Source organism: Devosia sp. Z11_6 (genome assembly GCF_058133665.1).
The window spans coordinates 486,243-507,764 of record NZ_JBYUNQ010000001.1 but is presented as its reverse complement, the minus strand read 5'-3'; the positions used below and the strand labels follow the sequence as shown (position 1 = coordinate 507,764).

Sequence of the window (21,522 nt, the reverse complement as noted above, 5' to 3'; positions counted from 1 at the left end):
GCAATGGCGAGGGGGCCGCAAGCGCGATGCAGCACCTCCCCCCTTGTGGGGGAGGATGGGTGGGGGGTGTTCCCACGCCAAAACTCCGGAGGAACCCGCTGACATGGCCCGCAACGCCTCCACCGGCACCCGCATCGGCTTCACCCTCCTCGCCTGGGTGATCGCGCTCCTCTTGTTCTCCCCCATTCTCTGGACGGTGCTCACCGCTTTCAAGACCGAGGCTGAGGCCATCGCCGCCCGCCCGACCTTTTTCCCGCAAACCTTTACCCTCGAAAACTTCGCCGCCGTCCAGCAGCGCAGCGACTACATCAAGCACGCCACCAATTCAGTGATCGTCTCGCTCGGCTCAACCCTGCTCGGCCTCCTGATCGGCATCCCCGCCGCCTGGGCCATGGCCTTCGCCCCCACGCGCCGCACCAAGGATGTGCTGATGTGGATGCTCTCCACCAAGATGATGCCGGCGGTCGGCGTCCTCATCCCGATCTACCTGATCTTTCGTGACCTGCGCCTGCTCGACACCGTGCATGGGCTCACGATCATCATGACCCTGATCAACCTGCCCATCATCATCTGGATGCTCTACACCTACTTCAAGGAAATCCCGGTCGATATCCTCGAAGCCTCGCGCATGGATGGCGCCGAGCTCTGGAACGAGATCGTCCATGTCCTCGTGCCCATGGCCGTGCCCGGCATTGCCTCGACGCTCCTGCTCAACGTCATCCTCGCCTGGAACGAAGCCTTCTGGAGCATCACCCTGACCTCGGGCCGCGCCGGCACGCTGACCGCCTTCATCTCCTCCTTCTCCTCGCCCCAGGGCCTGTTCCTCGCCAAACTCTCCGCCGCCTCGCTCCTTGCCATCGCCCCCATCCTGCTCCTGGGCTGGTTCAGCCAAAAACAACTCGTCCGCGGCCTCACCTTCGGAGCGGTGAAATGATGTTTGTCCTCCTCACGAATCCATCGGCTCCTGCCCTTCCCTCCCCCCTGAGGGGAGGGATCGAGGGAGGGGGTCCCTCAGTGACCCACCGCACCACCCCCCACCCCAACCCTCCCCCTCAAGGGGGGAGGGAGCAAACAGCCCGAAACACTGCGCAGGCGAAGGACCACTGAAAAATGGGCTCCATCACCCTCGAACACGTCCAGAAATCCTTCGGCGATGTGCATGTCATCCCCGATATCTCCCTCGATATCCGCGAAGGCGAGTTCGTGGTCTTTGTCGGCCCCTCCGGCTGCGGCAAGTCCACGCTGCTGCGCCTGATCGCGGGGCTTGAGGATACGACGGGCGGCCGCATCCTGCTTGACGGGCAGGACATGACCAAGGCGCCCCCGGCCCGCCGCGGCCTCGCCATGGTGTTCCAGAGCTACGCGCTTTATCCGCACATGACCGTGCGCGACAACATCGCCTTCCCCCTCAAAATGGCCAAGGCGCCCAAGGAGGTGATCGAGCAAAAGGTCGAATACGCCGCCCGCACCCTCAACCTCTCCTCCTATCTCGACCGCCGCCCCCGCGCCCTCTCGGGCGGCCAGCGCCAGCGCGTCGCCATCGGCCGCGCCATCGTCCGCGAGCCCAAGGCCTTTCTCTTTGACGAGCCGCTCTCCAATCTCGACGCCGCCCTGCGCGTCAACATGCGCCTCGAGATCACCGAACTGCACCAGCAGCTCAAGACCACCATGGTTTACGTCACCCACGACCAGGTCGAAGCCATGACCATGGCCGACCGCATTGTCGTGCTCAATGCCGGCAAGGTCGAACAGTTCGGCTCCCCGCTCGAGCTCTACAAGCGCCCCGCCAACCGCTTTGTCGCCGGCTTCATCGGCTCGCCCAAGATGAACTTCATCGACGGCCCGGAAGCGGGCAAGCACGACGCCCATTCCATCGGCATCCGCCCCGAACACTTCGCCATCAGCACCACCCCCCTGCCCGGCGGCTGGCGCGGCGTTGTCGGGGTCGCCGAACAGCTGGGCTCCGACACGTTCCTGCATGTCCATCTCGAAGGCATGGGCCTCATGACCGTGCGCACCGATGGCGAGCAGATCTTCAGCCATGGCGACGAGGTTTATCTTGCCCCCGATCCGACCCGCATCTACCGCTTCGATGCGGCCGGTGCAGCCATCTAGCCAGCGCCTAATGGCGTGGGCCTTCGCCGCCGATCCTCTTCCGGGAGGGATTGAGGGTGGGGTCGGCCAATGCTACGCGACATCAGCGCGACCCCGGCCCCTCTTTGCCGGAGGAACCGCCCGCCGAGGCATCGAGGACCAGATATGACCACCAAGCTTTCCGCCGCCACCCTCTCCACCCTCTCCACGGCGTCTGTCCCCGCCTATGATCGCGCCGCCCTCATCCCTGGCATCGTGCATTTCGGCGTCGGCAACTTCCACCGCGCCCACCAGGCGGTTTATCTCGATGATCTCTTTGCCACCGGTCGCGACCATGATTGGGCGCTGATCGGCGCCAGCGTGCGCGAGGCCGATGAAGCCGTCCGGCAAAAGCTCGGGGCCCAGGATTGGCTGACCACCGTGGTGGAGCAGGAAGCCGACCACAGTTCCGCCCGCGTCACCGGCGCCATGATCGACTACATCCAGCCCGGCCACAGCGCCACGATCTTTGCCCGCCTCGCCAACCCGGCCACGCGCATCGTCTCGCTCACCATCACCGAAGGCGGCTATTACATTGATCCGGCCTCCCAGCGCTTCGATCCGACCCACCCCGATATCGTCTATGACGCCGCCCATATGGATGCACCCCGCACGACATTCGGGCTGATCCTTGCCGGCCTCCTCGCCCGCCGCAACGCCGGCATTGCCCCCTTCACCGTGATGAGCTGCGACAACATTCCGGGCAACGGCCATGTCACCCAAAATGCCGTGGCGGGCCTTGCCGAACTCGTCGACCCGGCCCTTGCCCAATGGGTGCGCACCGCCGTTGCCTTCCCCAATAGCATGGTCGATCGCATCACCCCCGCCACCTCCGAGCGCGAACGCGCGCTGCTGCTCGAGCAGTTCGGCATCGAGGATAATTGGCCTGTCTTCTGCGAAAGCTTCCGCCAATGGGTGCTGGAGGATAATTTCCCTGCCGGCCGCCCGGCGCTCGAAACGGTCGGCGTGCAGTTCGTCGACGATGTCGCGCCCTACGAGCACATGAAGATCCGCATCCTCAACGGCGGCCACGCCACCATCGCCTATCCCGCGGGCCTGCTCGACGTGCATTTCGTGCACGAAGCCATGGAACATCCCCTCGTCGCGGCCTTCCTCGCGAAGGTCGAACAGGACGAAATCATCCCCGTTGTCCCCCCGGTGCCCGACACCGATCTGGGCGACTATTTCGCGCTCTGCCAGCGCCGCTTCGCCAATCCCAAGATCGGCGACACCATTCGCCGCCTTGCGCTCGATGGCTCCAACCGCCAGCCCAAATTCATCATCCCGACCGCCATGGATCGGGTGGCCGCCGGCCAATCCGTTACCGGGCTCGCGCTGGTGTCGGCCCTTTGGTGCCGCTATTGCTTTGGCACCACCGATAGCGGCGCCACCATCGCGCCCAACGATCCCTCCTGGGATCGCCTCACCCAACAGGCTGCCCTCGCCAAAACCGACCCACAAGCCTGGCTCAGCATGGGCGATATCTATGGCGATCTCGGCCGCAACCCGGCTTTCGCCGCCGCCTTCGGCACGGCGCTCAACAGCCTCTGGCAGCACGGCACTTCCGCAACGCTCGAGCGCTATCTCGCCGGCGCGCTCTAGCCTGCAACAAAAAAGGCTCCGTCGCGCAGACGGAGCCTTTCGACAAAACTCGGCAATCGGGAGCTTATGTGAGCGAATTGCGGATCGAGTTCAGCATCACCAGATGCGTCTGGATGCCGGTAACCCCGACCATGGACGCGCCACGCGCCATTGGATCATCGCCATTCTTGGCATAGGTCTGGTGGATCTTGAGCAGCTCTTCATGGCCCTCGATCTGGCCATCGATATACATCGCGTCGAACTCGGCGCCATCGGCAGCTTCAAGTGCTGCCAGCTTTGCCGCGTGCTCTTCGCTAAGGCCCGCAGCACCGGGCTCGGAGCCAAAGGCTTCGGCAACAGCCGCCTGCTCGGCGATTTCAAGCTCGGCAAAGGTCTTGACCGAACGGTTGGTAGCCTTTTGCGCCGCCAGCTTGCTGGTGGCGGTCGCATAGTCGCCGCCCATCAGCGCCGGCAGCTTGGCCTGGTCGACACTCGAGGTCTGGGCAAAGGCAATGCCAGCCATTGGCAACAAAGCAAGGGCGGCAGTGCCGGCCATAATGGTACGTCTGTGCATGTGTTCTCCTTTCGGGAAGATGATGCCCAAACAACCCCGCCCTATACTAGCTGTTCCGCCCCTATAACTTGCGGCAGCAAAGATCGTCTGCCACAATTTCTAGGGTGCACAGCAAAATAGTACTGACACCATCACCGCCGCGGAGAAGTCGGTGTAAAGGCGGTCGCAAATAGTCAAAACTGTTTTGTTACCACCTCCAACAGGAACCAATTCACCCGCCCATGTCTCGCGGCGATTGACTAAGGTCGGCCAGCCCTGCCTAGTTCGGCCGACATCGACCAACACACCGAACCCCCACCATGCCAGCTTCGATCTCTATTCTCGCGCTCGGAACCGGGCTGATCGCCGCCACGGTCTTGATCCACGTCCTGGGGTTGATCTCCATCACCCGGACCGCAACGGGGCTCGCCAAACGCTTCCGGCTGGCCCGCTCACACCACCGCATCGGGCTCATGGTTGGCGTCGTGCTCGGCCTGTTTGCCGTTGCCACGGTTGAAATCTGGCTCTGGGCCTTTTGCTTCTGGGCGGTTGGCGTTGCGCCGGATTTCGACACCTCGCTCTATCTCTCCACCATCACCTATTCCACCGTTGGCTTCGGCGATGTTGTCCCCGCCCCTTCCTGGCGCCTGCTTGCGGCCCTCGAAGGCGTCACCGGCTTTTTGATGATCGGCTGGTCCACCGCCTTCCTCGTCACCGCAGGCACCCGCTTCGGCCCCTTCCGCCCCGGCGAACACTTCTAGCGGCCGCAGTCTCGGGACCTGCCTGGCCTGCTCAAGCCCTGGCGAACTCGTCCTTGAATACAGCGCCATCGCGCATGATCAGCGCCAGGTTCTCAGGCTTGCCCAGCACTTCGATGTCGCTGAGCGGATCACCATTCACCACCAGCAGATCGGCGAGAGCTCCCGGTGAAATTGTGCCCAGTTCGCCTGCCATGCCGCAAAGTCGCGCTCCAACCAGCGTGGCCGACTGGATGATCTCGGCCGGGGTAAGCACCTCCGCCAAGAGCCCGAACTCGCGGGCATGATATGCGCGCAACTGCCCCAACAGATCCGAGCCAAAGGCCATCGGCAAGCCGGCATCGCGCATGATGGCGAGGGACGCGAGCCCACCCTGGCGCACCGTATCGATCTTGGCGAACTCCGCCTCTCCCAGCCCGAGCGCCTTGCCCTCCAGCCACAGCGCCTCATAGGCCACCAACGTTGGGACCGCGATGCACCCGCGCTTCGCGGCCATCTCGGCGGTTTCGCGCGTGATCAGATTGCAGTGCTCGAGCGAATGCACCCCCAGTTCCACGCAGCGCCGGATTGCAGCATCGGTGTAAACATGGGCAGAGACATAAAGCCCGGCGTTTTCGGCCTCCTCCACCATCGCGGCGATCTCGTCGCGCGAATACTGGATGGAGTGAATGGGATCGTTGGGCGAAGACACCCCGCCATTGGCCATTACCTTGATGAACCGGGCGCCTTCCTTGATCATGGTCCGGCAGGCCGCCCGCACCTCGTCAACGCCATCGGCAATCAGGCCCATCGAGCCCAGCCGGTCCGACATCATCCCCGGCCGGGCATCGGTGCGCGGACGCAGATCGGCATGCCCGCCGGTCGTGGTCAGCCCCTTGCCGCAAATAACGAGGCGCGGGCCGTCGATCAGCCCCTCCTCCACGCCCCGAACGAGGCCATGATCAGCGCCACCAAGGTCGCGCAGGGTGGTGAAGCCGCGTTGCAGCGCTTCTTCCATCACCCGCGCCGAGCGCAGCCCGGCCAGCGAGGACGGGGCCACCATGTTGGACCAGAGATCGAGGCTTTCCGCCACCACATGCACATGGCAGTCGATGAGCCCCGGCATCAGCGTGGCGCCATTGAGCTCCACCCGCCGCGCCTGCGACGGCGCCTCGATGCTCTCCCCCACCGCAACGATCCGCTTGCCGTCAACCAGCACTTGCAGGTTGTCACGCAAGGCGCCGGCCTCGGTATCGAGCACGCGCCCGCCGGTCAAAAGAATGGGCTGGTTCATCGAATTACTCTCGCTCTAGCGGTGGTGGCAGGCGGCGAAGCGGTCCTCGCCCCGCGGCGTGAGCGCCGGCTCCTGCGTCTTGCAGATTTCGGTCGCAAGCGGGCAGCGCGTATGGAACGGGCAGCCCGAAGGCTTGTTGATGGCGCTCGGCATGTCATCGCTGCTGGCGCTGAACCGATGCCGCTGGCGCGGATCAAGGCTTGGCGCCGAGCGCATCAGCAATTCGGTATAAGGGTGCACCGGCGCGGCAAAGATGGGTGCCTTGGGCGCGAGCTCGACGATCTTGCCCAAATACATCACCGCCACGCGGTGCGAGATATGCTCCACCACGCCCAGATCGTGCGAGATGAACAGAAACGACACGCCCAGATCCTTTTGCAGATCACCCAACAGGTTGAGGATCTGCGCCTGCACCGACACGTCGAGCGCCGACACCGGCTCGTCGCACACGATGATATCGGGCTTGAGCGCCAAGGCGCGCGCAATCCCGATGCGCTGGCGTTGCCCGCCGGAAAACTGGTGCGGGAAATTGTCGGCCTGGTCGGGCCGCAGCCCAACCCGGTCCATCAGCCGCCGCACTTCGGCATCTCGTTCGGCCGGCGTGCCAATGCCGTGGATATCGAGCGGCGCCCGGATCGCCTGCCGGATGCGCTGGCGCGGATTAAGCGAGGAGAACGGGTCCTGGAACACGATCTGCATGCGCCGGCGATAATCGCGCAGCGTGCGGCGGTTAAAGGTCGTGATCTCCTGGCCATCAAACGACACGCGCCCGCCCGTGGGGGATACCAGCCCCATCAGCGCGAGGCCGGTTGTCGACTTGCCACAGCCCGATTCCCCCACCAGCGACAGCGTTTCGCCCCGTCCGATGGCAAAACTCACCCCATCCACGGCTTTGACGGCGCCCACCTGGCGCTGGAGGATCCCGGCGCGAACCGGAAAATGCACTTCGAGATTTTCAACGGCGAGGAGCGGCGAAGCGTTATCAAGCATCAACATGTTCCCAACAAGCGGCCAGGTGACCGGGGCGCTTCTCGACCAGGGGCGGACGTTCTTCGAAGCACCGCTGCGAAGCGCGCGGACAGCGCGGCGCAAAGGCACAGCCCTTCGGCAAGTCCCAGAGCGGAGGCACCGTGCCGGCAATATCCACCAGCCGCTCGCCGATCTGCTGGCCCGGCACCGAGCGCGGAATGGCCCCCATCAGGCCCAGCGTATAGGGGTGGATGGGTCGATCGAAGAGGTCATAAACACTGGCTTCCTCCACCCGGCGCCCCGCATACATCACCACCACCCGGTCGGCGACCTCGGCCACTACGCCCAGGTCATGGGTGATCAGCACCAGCGCCGTGCCCAGTCGCTCCTGCAGGTCCGAGATCAAACCCAGGATCTGTGCCTGGATGGTCACGTCCAGCGCCGTGGTCGGCTCGTCGGCCACGATGATGCGCGGATCGCAGGCCAGCGCCAAAGCGATCATGGCGCGCTGCCGCATGCCGCCCGAAAGCTGGTGCGGATATTGCCGGGCCCGCCGCTTGGGGTCGGGCATCTGCACCAGTTGCAAGGTCTCGATCGCCCGCGCCATGGCATCGCGATGGCTGATCTTGCGGTGCTGCCGCACGGCCTCGGCGATCTGCTCGCCGATGGTCAGCACCGGGTTGAGCGCGGTCAGTGGCTCCTGGAAGATCATGGCGATCTGCTCGCCCCGGAAATCCTCCACGCGCCGCTCACCCATGGCGAGGAAATCCTCGCCATTGATGTGGATCTGCCCCGAGGCGACATAAGCCGCCTCCGGCAGGAGGCGCAGCAACGACAGCGCCGTCATCGACTTGCCGCACCCTGATTCACCCACGATGCAGACGGTTTCGCCGGGCGACACCGTCAGCGCCATTTCCGAAACAACAGCGAATGAGCCATGCTCGCCGCGAATGCGCACTTCGAGGTCCGCAACGGCCAGCACGGGCTCGGCAGCAATCGGGGCGGGTGTTGGGCTCATTGGCGTTGTTCCTTTTGCGGGGCGCGGCGCGAACTGGCTATTGCTCGGCGCCGTCGAGATTGCCGACCATGAAGCCATAGTCACCCGCTTCCACGAGATTGCGCGTCAGGTGCTGCATGACCATGATGCCGTTCTCGAACGGGGTTACGATCTCCTCGATGGTCTCGAAGTCATAGGGGCTGACCACACGGCCCAGCAGGCTGCCGCCCTTGATGATCTCGCCATTGGCCGGCGCCAGGGGCTCGAGCCAGCCGCCATGCTTTGGCCGGATGCCGGCAAGTTCGGTCACCACCACCTGCTGGGGATTGGGCATCACCTCGCCCTCGATGGAGCCAATCACGCGCAGCTGGTTGAGGAGCCCCGCGACGGTGCGCTCCACATAGGGGGTCTGGTCGACAATGCCGCCACCCAACTCGATGGTGACCACCTTGGTGCCATGCCGGTCCATCGACACGCTCTTGCTGGTACCCGCATAAACCGTGCCCGCCTTGCCGCTCACCGGGCGATACAGGATCTTGGAGCCAAAGGCGCGCGAGAGCGGCTCGTCGTTCCAGATATAAACATAGTCAACCGTCGGCCGGTCAGTGCCCGAATGCAGGTCAAGATTGAAGTCGAGCTTGGCAAAGAACTCCTCTGCCAGCGCATGGGCCAGCTGCTGCGAATAAGGGCCGCGCGGATCGCCAGGGAACTCACGGTTCAGGTTCAGCTGGTCCAGCGGGTTGTGACGGTGATTGACCGCAAAGGAGCGCGGATTGGCCACCGGCAGCAGGATGATGCGGCCCTTGAGCTTGACGTCCTTGATCTGCCGGTAAAGCTCGAGAATGGCCTGCGAGCCGGTGTTTTCATTGCCATGAATTGAAGCGCAGATGCCAACGGTCGGCCCGTCCTCTTCGCCCACCAGTTCGTGCATGAACAGCACGGCGTCGCTGCCATCGGCATGGGTGGTGAATTTGGGGCGGAGCTTGTTGATCGCCTTGACCATTGGGTAGTCCTTTGTTCGCAGAAAGATTGGTTACTTGTTGCCAGCCGAGCGGCTGAGCTGGCGTGGGTCGAGAATGTCGCGCAACCCGTCGCCAAGCAGATTGAAGCCCAGCACCGTGACCATGATGGTCGCGCCCGCGATGATGGAGAGCCAGGGCTCGTCGCGAATGAAGCGGGTGCCATAGGAGAGCGTCCAGCCCCAGGTTGGAGTTGGGGGCGGCAGCCCGAAGCCGAGAAACGAGAGCGCCGATTCAGCAATGATCGCGGTGCCCAGCCCCAGCGAAGCCAGCACGATGATTGGCCCCAGCGCATTGGGCAGGATTTCCCGGAAGATGATGCGGAGCGGCGAAGCCCCGAGCGCGCGGGCTGCCTGCACATAGTTCTGCTCGCGCAGCACCAGCGTCGTTGCCCGCACCACTCGCGCATATTCGGTCCAGAACACGATCACCAGCGCCAGCGAGATATTGTAGATCCCAGGCCCCAGCACCGCGATGATCGCCAGCGCAAGGACAATGGCGGGGAAGCCGAGAAAGATGTCGGTGATCCGCATCAACAGCAGGTCGACCCAGCCGCCGAAATAGCCGGCAACCAGCCCAACCGTGGTGCCGATCACCACGGCCCCGCCGACCGACATCAATGCTACGGACAGCGACACCTGCGCCCCGAACACGAGGCGCGACCACAGGTCCCGCCCGAAATTGTCCGTGCCCAGCCAGTGCTCGGCCGTAGGCCCGGCAAAGCGGTTGCGCATATCCATCTGCTCAACGCCGTGGGTAGCCATATAGGGCGCCAGAACAGCGCAAAGCACGATGAACAGCGTAATCAGCGCGCCCACGACAAGCGAAGTGTTGCGGAAGATCTTGGGAATACGCATCGGATCACCCCAACCGGATCCGCGGATCAACCGCGGCGTAAAGCAGGTCAACCACGAGGTTCACCAGCGCATAGATGATGGCAAAGGTCAGCACGATGCCCTGGATCAGCGGCAGGTCGCGTTGCGCGATTGCCCCGATCGTCAGCTGCCCGAGCCCCGGCCAGGCAAAGATGGATTCCACCAGCACCGCTCCGCCCAGCAAGGCGCCGAAGCGCAGCCCGATCACCGAGATCACCGGCAGCAGCGCATTGCGCAGCGCATGGCGCACGACCACGCGGCCGCGCCGCAAACCCTTGGCATAGGCGGTGCGCACGAAATCCTCGCGCAGCACTTCGAGCATGGAGGTCCGCACCAGCCGGGAGATGATCGCCGACGTATTGGCGGCAAGCGCCAATGCGGGCAGCAGGATGTGAGACAACGAGTCGAGCAGCACGCCGGGCCGCCCGCTCAGCGCGGCAATCAGCGCCATCGGCAAGGGCTCGCCCCGGCCCACCGCCGGCAACCAGCCCAGCACTACCGCAAAGGCCAGCATCAAGAGCAGCCCCAGCCAGTAGATCGGCATGGAAACGCCCAGCTGTGCAAACAACATCGCCGCGGTGTCGATGATCGAGCCCTGCCGCATGGCCGCAACCACGCCAAGCGTCATCCCGATGATGATGGACAATACCAGCGCCACCACCGCCAATTCCAGCGTTGCGCCGAGACGGCCAGCGATGATGGTGCTGACAGGCTGGGTCTGGAAGATCGACTGCCCCATGTCGCCATGCAGCAGCGCCACGAAGTAATCCCACAGCCGGATAAACCAGGGATCATCCAACCCCATGGCCGTGCGCAGGCTCGCCACTGTTTCGGGCGTCGCGTTCTGCCCCAGCAGCACCGAGGCGGGATCGCCCGGCACCAGCAACAGCAGGCCAAAAGTCAGAATGACGATGCCGATTGCGGTTGGGATCAACAACAGCAATCGCCGGGTGATATAAGCCAGCACCTGCCCTGCCCTCAGCCGATAACGATTTGCGCGAGCTCGCGCGGATAATGCGTCAAGCTATCGGGCCCGGCTTCGGTGACGAGCACTGTGTCGGAGATGCGAAAGCCCCCCAGGCCCTGCACGTAAAGCGCCGGCTCGGAGGAAAACACCATGCCGGGCTGCATGATCGTGTCGTCCCCGCCCTCCACCCAAGGCGGCTCGTGGAACATCACGCCCATGCCGTGTCCGACCCGATGCAGGCAGTATTCGCCGACGCCCTCGCCTTTGATGTAACCCAGCGCCGCATCGTCGGCCGAGGCGCAGGTAGCGCCCGCGACAAGGCCCTCGCGGCCAATCTGCTGGGCTTTTTGCGCGATGGTGTAATAGCGCTCCTGCTCGGGGCTCGGCTCGCCTAGGATGAAGGTGCGCTCGCTTTCGGCCGCGCGTCCCCCAACCCGGCAGCCCAGCGACAGGATGATGCTTTCCCCGCGCTGCGGCCGGTGCCCCGATGGCATGCCATGGGGAAAGGCCGAGCGGGCGCCCGCATAAACGAGCCCGCCGGCAATGCCCTGCACCAGCATCACATTGTCATGCTCGCGATACATAGTGTCGAGCGCATGGCGAATAACATGGGCTTCGAGCTCGATCTCGGTGGGCATCTCGCCATTGCCGCGCAGGGCCTCAGCGATCAGTTCCACCCCGGCCGCCACCATGGAATCGGAGATACGCCCCGCCTCACGCATCAACGCCACTTCTTCAGGGCGTTTGAGAACGCGCATCTGGCTGACGATGTTGGAAGCGAGCACGCGCGCATTGGGGAAGGCAGCAGCGATCTGGGGCACCCGCGCCAGCGAAATGCCGCCGGAATGGCCAACGACGCCACCGATATTGCCAATGGCGCGGCCCAGCACATCGAAGGGACGGTCACGGCCCGGAAATTCGAAATAAACAACGAGCTCCGCCGCCGCCTGCTGGTCGAGCGCATGATGACGCTCCAGCTCTGGCACCAGCAGATAGGCGCTGTCTTGTGTCAGCGCGAACACCACCGGGCGCTCGGTCGTATAATGGGAAAAGCCGGTGGTATAGATGATGTCGTCATTGGCATCGAGCAGCAGCAGGTCGATCCCGTCCGCCGCCATGCGGGCACGCATATCGCGGTGCAGATCGGCATAATACTGGGCGCTCAGGCGCTGCGAAAAACCCATGACATTTCCCTCGGTGGCAGAATGCGACCGGCACGGGAGCGCCGGCCGCGGGAACGAATCCGACTTAGCTTGGCATGCCGATCAGGCCGCGCAGATTGCCACGCGGTGTGGCCTCAACCGTGCCGGGCAGGTCCTTGGCATAGAACAGCTGATAGCCCTGGTAGGAAACGATGTAGTACGGCACCTCTTCGGCAAGGATCGTGGCCGCTTCCTGGTAAGCCTGAGTGCGGGCCGCCTGGTCCAGCGACGAGCGCCCGGCCTGGAGCAGTTCATCCACCTTGGGATTGCTGTAGCCGCCCCAGTTATTGCCGCCACCCGTGGTCAGCTGCGCAAACAACAGCCGGTCGGGATCAACGATGTTGACCCAACCCAGCAGCGCGATCTGGTGCTGGCTCTTTTGCACATAATTGGTCGAAAAGGTCGGCCAATCGCTGATCTGCGCCTGCGCATCCACGCCCGCCTGGGCAAAGATCGCCTGCATATATTCAATGGTCTGCACGCGATTGGGGTCTTCGCTGTGGGTCGAGAGCGTCACCGTCAGCGGCTGGCCATTCTTGTCGAGGAACCCGTCCGAATTGCTGTCGGTCCAGCCCAGTTCAGCAAACAGCGCCTTGGCGCCTTCGGGATCAAACTGCGGCTGCTGCACTTCAGCCGAATACGCCCAGGACGAGGGCAGGATCACCGAATTGGCGACGGCATCAGCGCCCTGGTAGATGTCATTGACGATGGTCTGCTGGTCGATCAGCATCGAAAACGCCCGGCGCATCTTGGGATCGGCGAGCAGCGGGTCATTGGCGTTGAAGTTGACATAGGTCACGGCCAGGCCCGGGATAACCACATTGCCGAACCGGTCATCGGCGGCCAGGCGGGTAATATCCTGCGGCGAGAGCGGCGACTGGATCACGTCCAGATCCCCCGCTTCGAACGCCTGCGCCCGCGAGGAATTGTCCGCGATCAGCCGCATCGTGACATTCTCGACTGCCGGAGCGCCGGCCCAGTACTCCGGATTGGCTTCGAGCACGATCTCGGCGCCACGGTTCCAGCTGACGAGCTTCATCGGGCCCGCGCCAATGGGCTCGGCCGCAATATCGCGCCCAGCTTCCACCAGCTCCTGCGGCACGATGCCGACATCGAGATAGGACAGCAACGGCGCATAAGGCGCGCTCAGCACGAACTTGACTGTTCGGTCATCGACCTTCTCGACACTCGCGATCGGCGTATAAAGCGCGCGCATCGGCGAGTTGAAGTCGGGATTGATCAGCGACTGGTAGGTGAACACCACATCGTCGGCCGTGAGGGGCGTGCCGTCCGAGAACTTGAGGCCCTCGCGCAGGTGGAAAATAAAGGTCTGCGGATCAGGCGTTTCCCAGCTTTCCGCCAGGTCGGGCTCGGCTTGCAGGCTGGGCGTGATGGTCACGAGGCCCGAATAGATCAGGTCGGCGGCACGGAATGCTGTGGTGTCGCGGGTCAGGCGCGCATCAAGCGTGCCGGCATCCACATCCACGCCCACCACCAGCGTGTCGGCGTCCTGCGCGACGGCCACACCCAGCGGCATAAAGCTCAGTGCCACAATGGCGCTGGTCGTCAATAAAAACTGCTTCATTCTTTTCTCCCTCAGTCGTGTCTAATCTGTTGGCGGTACAATCTATTTGGCGCGCGCAACGGGCTGCCGCTCCCGCGCCCCATGGGGCTCGTTTCCGGCAATCTTGTTCTGGCGCAGCTCGGCCAGGCACGGCACGAGCACGCTTTCCAACGCCCCTTGATCGGGCGCATGCCGAAATTCGAAACACGGCTTGCCCGGTCCCACCAAATCGATCACGTGATCGGCGCCCGAGGCATAAATCACCGCATCGCACTGCGCGATTGTCTCGGAAATGTCCGCCGCTGCCGACCAGGTCACCTTGATGTCGGCAATGTGGGGCGCAAACTCGCGCACGCTGGGCCGCATTATCGCGATATATTCGGGGAAATAGGTGACCGCAGCCACCCGCATGCGCGGATCGAGCCCGGCCAGCGCCTGCCGCGTTTTTTCCGATGGAATGAACCGCAACCCCAGCAGGCGCGCCGCCGGAACCAGCGCACGCACTTCGGCTTCGCGATTGACGAAGGTCAGCACCAGATCGGCATCGAGCGCAACGCGGCGCGCGTCCTCGGACACTTTAAGCGTATCCAGCGTCAGGATCTGCACCTGGTCAGTGGCGCCCAGCACCGGCTTGATCTGGGACACATAGTCCCGCCCCGGCTCTTCAAAAATCGCCACGAACACCAGCCGCAACCCTGTCTTGGGCTTACGCAACTGCGACTGCGCATTGATCATCGACACCAGTGCCATGGGGGAAACGCCGAGCTTTTCGGCCTTGCTGATCAGGATCTCGATATCGGCGCGCAGCGCGCTTACCGGCAGGTCACCGCCCGAACTGGTCTTTTTCGGATCACGAGCAGAAAACGCCCCGAGCCCCTGGCGCATCTCGACAAGCCCGGCATCGCGGAGCCGCTGATACACCTGGCTCACCGTCATCGGGGCAATGCCCAGTTCCGCAGCGAGCTGGCGCACCGACTGCAGCTTGCTGCCATAGGGGATCCCGCCAAAGGCCAGCGCATAGGTCAAAAGCCCATGCAGCTGCGTGCCGACCGGGACTGGCAGCGACTTGTCTATGCTGGATGCGTCGATACGGAACATGTGTACTATCCAAGCGATACACCCAGACCGTATCAACTCTCTCCCGAAACACAATGGGGCCGCACGTTTTTTATCCACAGCAACTTAATGCCTAGTCGCTAAGCAAAGCTTTGCGCTTGCACCGGCTGATTTTCGGTGTTCTCTAAGCTTCAACGCGCGCCGCCAGTCGGCTGTGTGTTGGACTCCGAACCCGCGGGCGCGAAAAGGGTGTACTAATGGAATATGTCAATCTCGGCCGATCCGGCCTCAAAATCTCTCGTCTGGCCTTGGGCTGCATGACCTTTGGCTCCCCCAGCTGGGCCCCTTGGGTCCTTGACGAGGAGAATTCCCGCCCCATCATCGGCCGCGCGCTCGAACTCGGGATCAATTTCTTCGATACCGCCGACATGTATTCCCTGGGCGCCAGCGAGGAAGTGCTGGGCCGCGCCCTCGCCGATCACCCCCGCCACAAGCTGGTGCTCGCCAGCAAGCTCTACAATCCCATGAGCCAGGACCCCAATGACCGGGGCCTGTCGCGCAAGCACATCTTCGAATCGGTGGATGGCAGCCTGCGCCGCCTCGGCACCGATTACATCGACCTCTACCAGCTGCACCGCTTCGACTACGAAACGCCGCTCGAGGAAACGCTCGACGCCCTCAACGATCTCGTCCGCGTCGGCAAGGTGCGCTATCTCGGCGCCTCCTCCATGCATGCCTGGCAGTTCATGAAGGCCCTGGGCCTGCAGCGCCAGCACGGCTGGGCGCAGTTCATCTCCATGCAGCCGCACTACAATCTGATCTATCGCGAGGAAGAGCGCGAAATGCTGCCCCTCTGCCGCTCCGAAGGGGTCGGAGTCATTCCCTGGAGCCCGCTGGCCCGCGGCGTTCTGGCCGGCAAGCGCGGCGAAGACGGCAAGGGCAGCACCCGCGCCCAGACCGATCGCACCGCCACCGCGCTCTATGAGGCGACCAAGGCGCAGGACGATCAGGTCGCGGCCGCCGTCAAGGCCGTCGCCGAACGGCACAACTGCCCCATGGCGCAGGTTGCCTATGCCTGGGTCGCGAGCCGCCCCGGCATCACCGCTCCGATCATCGGCGTGTCGCGCCTCACCCAGTTCGACGATGCGGTAGCCGCGCTCAGCCTCAAGCTGACCGACCAGGATATTGCCGAAATCGAAGCGCCCTACCGGCCCAAGCCCGTGGCCGGGCATCAGTAGCGCCATCCTATTTGCCGAGGACTGACCCAATGAAACTTGGACGCGAACTGGCCGAACTGACCGCCGGCCTTGATGCTCTTTACCGCAGCCACAACACCGCTGCTGGCTTTCTGGATCGCGAGGGGCTGATCCCGGTTGCAGTCGCCGATGTGGCGCCCCGCCCCTTGCGCGATTACGCCGAAGCGCGCGCCGCGCTCGAAGCGCTGCAGGCGCGCATTCCCGCCGAGGCAGAAAGCGATCTGCGCCGCGACTACCTGCTGGAAATGGTCGACTCGCTCCTCGCCCTGGTGACCACCTTCGAGGGAGCGCCCATTTCCTTTGCGGATCGGGTGCGCCGCCAGATCCGGGTGGAAACCACCAAGGTGCCACCCGCGATCATCGAGGCCTATCGGGACACTATCCGCGACAAGCTGATCGAGATTGGTCAGTGGACCGGCGACATTTCAGCCGATGTGCGCCGCTGGGAAGCCTCGGTTCGCGTTCCGGCCGACCAGGTCATCGACACCATGCGCGAGCTGACCAAGGTGGTGCGCGAGCGGGTCAGCGCCCGCATGTATGATTTCCGCCATGAATGGATCGAGCCCCAGGAGCTGCGCGATGTGCCCTTCTCGGCCTATTGCGATTTTCCCGCGCGCAAGCAGTATCTCAACCTCGACCATCCCTACACGACCTATGCCCTCAAGCACCTGGCCTGCCACGAAGCCTTTCCCGGACACCTCGTGCACCTCGCCCTGCGCCAGCAATATGTGGCCGAAGGCACCATGCCGCTCGATGGCGCGCAGGTCGTTACCAGCTCAGCCAGCAGCGCGCTGTTTGAGGGCATTGCCGACAACGGCCTCTTCTTCATCGATTGGGTGGAAACCCCCGAGGACGAACTGGCCGTCGCCCTCCAGCGCATGCGCGCCGCCCTGCGCTGCAATGCCGCCTGGATGCTGCACAACGACAACATGTCGGCCGATTTGATCGCGCCGATCATGGCCGAACAGAGCTTTGAGGAGCTTCACGCCATTAAGTCCAAATTGCGCTTCCTGCGCCATGGGCTGCGCGCACCCTTTGTTTATTCCTATTGGTGCGGCGACATGGCGGTGCACGACCTTTGGAAGACTGTTCCCAAGGAACGCCACGCCGAGTTCTGGGCCTATCTCTACGGCAACATGCATACGCCAACCACACTGGCGCGGTACTGGAAGTCCTGAACCACCCGACCCTGACCACCGGCAAGCCTCCCCATTGCCGATGGTCATCACCGCTGCATTTGTTCCAACCTGCCCGAGGCCGGTCCGGTCTCGGGCACCAGGCGCTCCGCCCTTCCGTGCCCTATTCCGCCTGATCCTTGACCGCCTCCATCGACACATGCGTGCTGGTATGGGCGACATGGGGCAGGCTGCTGATGCGCTCGCCCAGCACTTCGCGATAATCGGCGATATCCTTGGTGCGCACCTTGAGCAGGTAATCAAAGCTCGAGGCGATCATATGCGCCTGCTCCACTTCGGGAATGGCGCGCACTGCCTTGTTGAAGGCGTTGAGCGCCGCCTTGCGCGTATCGCTGAGCTTGACCTCCACAAAAGCCACATGCGGCAAGCCCATCCGGTCCGGATTGATCACCGCGCGATAGCCCAGGATGTATTTGGCATCCTCCAGTCGCTTGATCCGCGCCTGGCACGGCGTCTTGCTCAAATTCACCCGCCGGCTCAACTCGGCCACGCTGATCCGTCCGTTCTGCGCCAGCTCGTGCAGGATGCGACGGTCGATCGGGTCCAATGCGTCGTGATCGGCAAGGTTCACAGGCGTTTCTCCTAGAAGCTGCCCCAACTATATTGCATTAGGCCGGATCGAGCCACCATATCGGGCGAAATGCCTTTAGGCGCAGCATTATCTTCTACCTGCCGTCCGGCCGAGATACTCGACCGGGAAGGGTTGCCCTGGAGCCCCCCAATTGTCTGAAATCGCTGCTGCCCGCCAAACTCTTCACGCCCGCAATCTGGCCGACGAGACTGCTCTCGTTGGGCAGCTGATTGCCGATACCGGCCTGTCCCCTGCCGAGCGCAGCGCGATCTCGGCCCAGGCCGAAAAGCTGGTGGCGACCGTGCGCACCGGCAACCGGCTTGGGCTCATGGAATCCTTCCTTGCCGAATATGGTCTGGCCACGGACGAGGGCGTGGCCCTGATGTCGCTGGCCGAAGCGCTGCTGCGTGTCCCCGACGCTGAAACCGTTGATGCCCTCATCCACGACAAGGTAGGTGGCTCCGATTGGGCCAGCCATTTCGGCGGCTCCTCCAACCAGCTCGTCAACTTCTCCTCCTGGGCCCTCAGCCTCACCGCCGATGTGCTGGGCGACCCCGAAGTCGGGCCCAAAAACGCGCTTCATCGTGCCGTCGCGCGCCTGGGCGAACCGGTGATCCGCACCGCCGTCGGTCAGGCCATGCGCCTGCTGGGCTCCCAGTTCGTCTTTGGCCGCACCATCGACGAAGCCATCACCAATGCCCGCAAGCCCGAGGCTCTGGGCTACCGCTATTCCTATGACATGCTGGGCGAAGCCGCCCGCACCTCCGCCGATGCCGAGCGGTATGCGGAAGCGTATAGCCGCGCCATCGCCACCTTGGCCCCCCGTTGCACCGCCCCGTCCGTGCGCGACAATCCCGGCATTTCGGTCAAGCTTTCGGCCCTTCACCCCCGCTACGAGTTCGCGCAGCGCGAGAGGGTGATGAGCGAACTGGTTGCCACGACTCGGCAATTGGCGCTCGCCGCCCGGGCCGCCAATATGGGCTTCAACATCGATGCCGAGGAAGCCGACCGGCTCGATCTGTCGCTCGACATCATCGCCGAAGTGCTCGCCACGCCCGAATTGGCCGGCTGGGACGGCTTTGGCGTCGTGGTCCAGGCCTATGGCAAGCGCGTCCTGCCCCTCATCGATTGGCTCGATGCCACCGCCCGTTCGCTCGATCGCCGCATCATGGTGCGCCTCGTAAAGGGCGCCTATTGGGACGCCGAAATCAAGCGCGCCCAGGTGCTGGGGCTCGATGGCTATCCCGTCTTCACCCGCAAGGCTGCGACAGATGTCAGCTACATCGCCGCCGCCCGCAAGCTCCTTGCGGCCGAGGCGATCTACCCGCAATTTGCCACCCACAACGCCCACACGGCCGCCGCGGTCCTCCATCTCGCCGCCCAAGCCGGCAAGCCCAAGGAGAGCTTCGAGTTCCAGCGCCTCCATGGCATGGGCGAGCGCCTCCACGAAGTGCTGCGCACCGCCCACGGCACCCGCACCCGCATCTATGCCCCGGTCGGCGCCCACAAGGACCTGCTCGCCTATCTCGTCCGGCGCCTCCTCGAAAACGGCGCCAACGGCTCCTTTGTCTACCAGATCGCCGACGAGAACATCCCCGCCGCTGTGGTGGCCGAGGACCCCATTGCCAAGCTCCTCGCCTTAGGCGACGCCATCCCCAATCCGGCCATCCCCGCGCCGGCCAATATCTTTGCCCCCCGCCGCAACTCGGCCGGGCTCGATCTCACCGACCCCGTCGCCTTCCCCGCCGCCGAGGCGGCCCGCGACGCCTTTGCCACCACCCAGTGGCACGCCCACGCCCTGACCGCGCTCGCCAACGATGCCGCCCCCGGCGCCCAGGCGAAAACCCTGACCAATCCCGCCAAACCAGCCGACATTCTGGGCACCGTGGTCGAGGCCCTCCCGCACGAGATCGAAGGCGCCATCGCCGCGGCCACCCACTCCGGCTGGTCCAGGGAGCCCGTCGCCCGCCGCGCCGAGCTCTTGCGCGCCGTCGCCGATCTCTATGAAGCCAATCGCGCCGAGTTCTTTGCCCTCCTCACCCGTGAAGCCGGCAAGACCTGGGCTGACGCCGTGGCGGAAGTCCGCGAAGCCGTCGACTTCCTGCGCTACTATGCCCGGGGCGCCGAACGGCAGTCCCTGGGCGCACCCCGCGGCCCCTTCACCGCCATCTCGCCCTGGAACTTCCCCCTCGCCATCTTCACCGGCCAGATCGCGGCCGCGCTGGTGGCGGGCAATCCGGTGCTGGCCAAGCCCGCGCCCCAAACCCCGCTCATCGCCTTCCGCGCGATCCAGCTGATGCACGAAGCCGGCATCCCCCGCGACGCCATCCAACTCCTCACCGGCGCCGGCGAAGTCGGCACGGCTCTCACCTCCCACCCCGCCATTGCCGGCGTCGTCTTCACCGGCTCCATCGCCACCGCCCGCCGGATCGATGGGGCCATGGCCGCCAATCTGGCCCCCACCGCGCCCCTCATTGCCGAAACCGGTGGCCTCAACGCCATGATCGTTGACTCCACCGCCCTGCCCGAACAGGCCGTGCGCGACATCATCGCCTCCGCCTTCCAGTCCGCCGGCCAGCGCTGCTCGGCCCTGCGCGTGCTTTACGTGCAGGAAGAAGCGGCCGAGCGGACCCTCGAAATGCTCAAGGGCGCCATGGACGAGCTGACCCTGGGCGATCCCTGGCACCTCAGCACCGATATCGGCCCGGTCATCGATGAGACCGCCCGCAGTAAGATCGAAGCGCATATCGAGAGCTTTGCGCGCGCGGGCAACCTCATCCATCGCCTGCCCACCCCAATCGGCGGCACCTTTGTCGCCCCCGCCGTGCTACGCGTGCCCAGCATCGAGGCGCTGGCCGAAGAGATCTTTGGCCCGGTGCTCCATGTCGCGACCTTCAAGGCCACTGAGCTCGACGCCGTCATCGCCGCCATCAACCGCTCGGGCTACGGGCTGACCTTTGGGCTGCACACCCGCATTTCCTCGCGGGTGCGTCTCGTGTCCAGCGCCGTCCAGGCCGGCAATATCTATGTCAACCGCAACCAGATCGGCGCCGTGGTCGGCTCGCAGCCCTTTGGCGGCGAGGGCCTTTCGGGCACCGGCCCCAAGGCGGGCGGCCCGCATTATCTGCCCCGCTTCACCATCGGTGCTCCCGAGGGCAAGACCATGCCCCTCCCCCTGCCCGGCCCCACCGGGGAGTCCAACGTCATGCATGTGAGCCCGCGCGGCACCGTGCTCTGCCTTGGCCCCACCCCGGCCGATCAGCAGGCCCAGGCCAATCTGGCCGCCACGCTCGGCAACACCGCCCTTCTGGCCGAACTCGACCTCGACGTGCTCCAGCACGCCCAGACCTTTGATGCGGTGGCTTATTTCGGCGCGGACAGCCAGCTCGGCGCCATCCGCCAGGCCCTGAGCCAGCGCAGCGGCCCCATCCTGCCGCTCGTAACCAGCAAGGACGACGCCCTGCGCCTCGTCGTGGAACGCCATGTCTGCATCGACACCACAGCCGCCGGCGGCAACGCCACCCTGATGGCCCAGGCCGGCTAGCCAAGCCG

At 64.4% G+C, this 21,522-nt stretch carries 18 protein-coding genes; 7 read left to right on the top strand and 11 right to left on the bottom strand.

Features of this window, described 5'->3' with window-relative positions:
* The first annotated feature begins 103 nt into the window (after positions 1-103).
* From AC3YMN_RS02385 to AC3YMN_RS02375, 3 genes are all read left to right on the top strand, one after another.
* Positions 104-934, top strand: coding sequence for a carbohydrate ABC transporter permease (locus AC3YMN_RS02385; protein WP_172123982.1), 831 nt, complete (start codon positions 104-106; stop codon positions 932-934).
* 176 nt (positions 935-1,110) lie between these two features.
* Positions 1,111-2,115, top strand: coding sequence for an ABC transporter ATP-binding protein (locus AC3YMN_RS02380; RefSeq protein WP_489888784.1), 1,005 nt, complete (start codon positions 1,111-1,113; stop codon positions 2,113-2,115).
* Positions 2,116-2,259: 144 nt separating this feature from the next.
* Positions 2,260-3,735, top strand: coding sequence for a mannitol dehydrogenase family protein (locus AC3YMN_RS02375; RefSeq protein WP_489888783.1), 1,476 nt, complete (start codon positions 2,260-2,262; stop codon positions 3,733-3,735).
* Positions 3,736-3,799: 64 nt separating this feature from the next.
* Here the strand turns inward: AC3YMN_RS02375 and AC3YMN_RS02370 are convergent, their stop codons facing one another.
* On the bottom strand, positions 3,800-4,288 hold the full coding sequence (locus AC3YMN_RS02370) for a DUF4142 domain-containing protein (protein WP_164854857.1): 489 nt from the start codon (positions 4,286-4,288) through the stop codon (positions 3,800-3,802).
* 299 nt (positions 4,289-4,587) lie between these two features.
* Between AC3YMN_RS02370 and AC3YMN_RS02365 the strand changes: the two genes are divergently transcribed.
* Positions 4,588-5,028: a potassium channel family protein gene (locus tag AC3YMN_RS02365; RefSeq protein WP_127753842.1), complete on the top strand. Its 441-nt coding sequence runs from the start codon at positions 4,588-4,590 to the stop codon at positions 5,026-5,028.
* Between the two features lie 31 nt (positions 5,029-5,059).
* On the opposite strand, the gene AC3YMN_RS02360 is transcribed toward AC3YMN_RS02365, so the two are convergent.
* The 9 genes from AC3YMN_RS02360 to AC3YMN_RS02320 form a co-directional block, all read right to left on the bottom strand.
* Positions 5,060-6,298, bottom strand: a complete 1,239-nt coding sequence (locus AC3YMN_RS02360; RefSeq protein ID WP_489888782.1) for a metal-dependent hydrolase family protein — start codon at positions 6,296-6,298, stop codon at positions 5,060-5,062.
* Positions 6,299-6,313: 15 nt separating this feature from the next.
* Positions 6,314-7,288 carry an ABC transporter ATP-binding protein gene (locus AC3YMN_RS02355; RefSeq protein WP_172123994.1) on the bottom strand — a complete coding sequence of 325 codons (975 nt, stop codon included), beginning with the start codon at positions 7,286-7,288 and terminating at the stop codon, positions 6,314-6,316.
* Positions 7,281-8,285: an ABC transporter ATP-binding protein gene (locus AC3YMN_RS02350; protein ID WP_127753845.1), complete on the bottom strand. Its 1,005-nt coding sequence runs from the start codon at positions 8,283-8,285 to the stop codon at positions 7,281-7,283. Before AC3YMN_RS02350 ends, AC3YMN_RS02355 begins: the two co-directional genes overlap by 8 nt.
* A 37-nt stretch (positions 8,286-8,322) precedes the next feature.
* Positions 8,323-9,267 carry a succinylglutamate desuccinylase/aspartoacylase family protein gene (locus tag AC3YMN_RS02345; protein WP_127753846.1) on the bottom strand — a complete coding sequence of 315 codons (945 nt, stop codon included), beginning with the start codon at positions 9,265-9,267 and terminating at the stop codon, positions 8,323-8,325.
* A gap of 30 nt (positions 9,268-9,297) precedes the next feature.
* Positions 9,298-10,140, bottom strand: coding sequence for an ABC transporter permease (locus AC3YMN_RS02340; RefSeq protein ID WP_127753847.1), 843 nt, complete (start codon positions 10,138-10,140; stop codon positions 9,298-9,300).
* A gap of 4 nt (positions 10,141-10,144) precedes the next feature.
* On the bottom strand, positions 10,145-11,125 hold the full coding sequence (locus AC3YMN_RS02335; RefSeq protein ID WP_489888781.1) for an ABC transporter permease: 981 nt from the start codon (positions 11,123-11,125) through the stop codon (positions 10,145-10,147).
* An 11-nt stretch (positions 11,126-11,136) separates the two neighbouring features.
* Positions 11,137-12,309 (bottom strand): M24 family metallopeptidase, encoded by a 1,173-nt coding sequence (locus AC3YMN_RS02330; protein WP_489888780.1) that lies wholly within the window; start codon positions 12,307-12,309, stop codon positions 11,137-11,139.
* A gap of 64 nt (positions 12,310-12,373) precedes the next feature.
* Positions 12,374-13,912 carry an ABC transporter substrate-binding protein gene (locus AC3YMN_RS02325; protein WP_489888779.1) on the bottom strand — a complete coding sequence of 513 codons (1,539 nt, stop codon included), beginning with the start codon at positions 13,910-13,912 and terminating at the stop codon, positions 12,374-12,376.
* A 42-nt stretch (positions 13,913-13,954) separates the two neighbouring features.
* Positions 13,955-14,989, bottom strand: coding sequence for a GntR family transcriptional regulator (locus AC3YMN_RS02320; RefSeq protein WP_489888778.1), 1,035 nt, complete (start codon positions 14,987-14,989; stop codon positions 13,955-13,957).
* A gap of 215 nt (positions 14,990-15,204) precedes the next feature.
* Here AC3YMN_RS02320 and AC3YMN_RS02315 point away from each other — a divergent pair, with 215 nt between their 5' ends.
* Together AC3YMN_RS02315 and AC3YMN_RS02310 are read left to right on the top strand one after the other, a co-directional pair.
* Positions 15,205-16,185, top strand: a complete 981-nt coding sequence (locus AC3YMN_RS02315) for an aldo/keto reductase (protein WP_489888777.1) — start codon at positions 15,205-15,207, stop codon at positions 16,183-16,185.
* A 29-nt stretch (positions 16,186-16,214) separates the two neighbouring features.
* On the top strand, positions 16,215-17,381 hold the full coding sequence (locus AC3YMN_RS02310; protein WP_172124006.1) for a hypothetical protein: 1,167 nt from the start codon (positions 16,215-16,217) through the stop codon (positions 17,379-17,381).
* A gap of 121 nt (positions 17,382-17,502) precedes the next feature.
* Here AC3YMN_RS02310 and AC3YMN_RS02305 read toward each other — a convergent pair whose 3' ends face one another.
* Positions 17,503-17,970 carry an Lrp/AsnC family transcriptional regulator gene (locus AC3YMN_RS02305; RefSeq protein WP_248305107.1) on the bottom strand — a complete coding sequence of 156 codons (468 nt, stop codon included), beginning with the start codon at positions 17,968-17,970 and terminating at the stop codon, positions 17,503-17,505.
* A gap of 151 nt (positions 17,971-18,121) precedes the next feature.
* Between AC3YMN_RS02305 and putA the strand changes: the two genes are divergently transcribed.
* Positions 18,122-21,514: a bifunctional proline dehydrogenase/L-glutamate gamma-semialdehyde dehydrogenase PutA gene (gene putA / locus AC3YMN_RS02300; RefSeq protein ID WP_489888776.1), complete on the top strand. Its 3,393-nt coding sequence runs from the start codon at positions 18,122-18,124 to the stop codon at positions 21,512-21,514.
* Positions 21,515-21,522: the final 8 nt, after the last annotated feature.

Bases quoted from the DNA above. Each gene is read 5' to 3' on its own strand.
- AC3YMN_RS02385 (WP_172123982.1), top strand. From the start codon at position 104: ATGGCCCGCAACGCCTCCACCGGCACCCGCATCGGCTTCACCCTCCTC.
- AC3YMN_RS02340 (WP_127753847.1), bottom strand. From the start codon at position 10,140: ATGCGTATTCCCAAGATCTTCCGCAACACTTCGCTTGTCGTGGGCGCG.
- AC3YMN_RS02370 (WP_164854857.1), bottom strand. From the start codon at position 4,288: ATGCACAGACGTACCATTATGGCCGGCACTGCCGCCCTTGCTTTGTTG.
- AC3YMN_RS02310 (WP_172124006.1), top strand. From the start codon at position 16,215: ATGAAACTTGGACGCGAACTGGCCGAACTGACCGCCGGCCTTGATGCT.
- AC3YMN_RS02380 (WP_489888784.1), top strand. From the start codon at position 1,111: ATGGGCTCCATCACCCTCGAACACGTCCAGAAATCCTTCGGCGATGTG.
- AC3YMN_RS02350 (WP_127753845.1), bottom strand. From the start codon at position 8,285: ATGAGCCCAACACCCGCCCCGATTGCTGCCGAGCCCGTGCTGGCCGTT.
- AC3YMN_RS02330 (WP_489888780.1), bottom strand. From the start codon at position 12,309: ATGGGTTTTTCGCAGCGCCTGAGCGCCCAGTATTATGCCGATCTGCAC.
- AC3YMN_RS02325 (WP_489888779.1), bottom strand. From the start codon at position 13,912: ATGAAGCAGTTTTTATTGACGACCAGCGCCATTGTGGCACTGAGCTTT.
- AC3YMN_RS02345 (WP_127753846.1), bottom strand. From the start codon at position 9,267: ATGGTCAAGGCGATCAACAAGCTCCGCCCCAAATTCACCACCCATGCC.
- AC3YMN_RS02365 (WP_127753842.1), top strand. From the start codon at position 4,588: ATGCCAGCTTCGATCTCTATTCTCGCGCTCGGAACCGGGCTGATCGCC.
- AC3YMN_RS02375 (WP_489888783.1), top strand. From the start codon at position 2,260: ATGACCACCAAGCTTTCCGCCGCCACCCTCTCCACCCTCTCCACGGCG.
- AC3YMN_RS02360 (WP_489888782.1), bottom strand. From the start codon at position 6,298: ATGAACCAGCCCATTCTTTTGACCGGCGGGCGCGTGCTCGATACCGAG.
- AC3YMN_RS02355 (WP_172123994.1), bottom strand. From the start codon at position 7,288: ATGCTTGATAACGCTTCGCCGCTCCTCGCCGTTGAAAATCTCGAAGTG.
- AC3YMN_RS02315 (WP_489888777.1), top strand. From the start codon at position 15,205: ATGGAATATGTCAATCTCGGCCGATCCGGCCTCAAAATCTCTCGTCTG.
- AC3YMN_RS02320 (WP_489888778.1), bottom strand. From the start codon at position 14,989: ATGTTCCGTATCGACGCATCCAGCATAGACAAGTCGCTGCCAGTCCCG.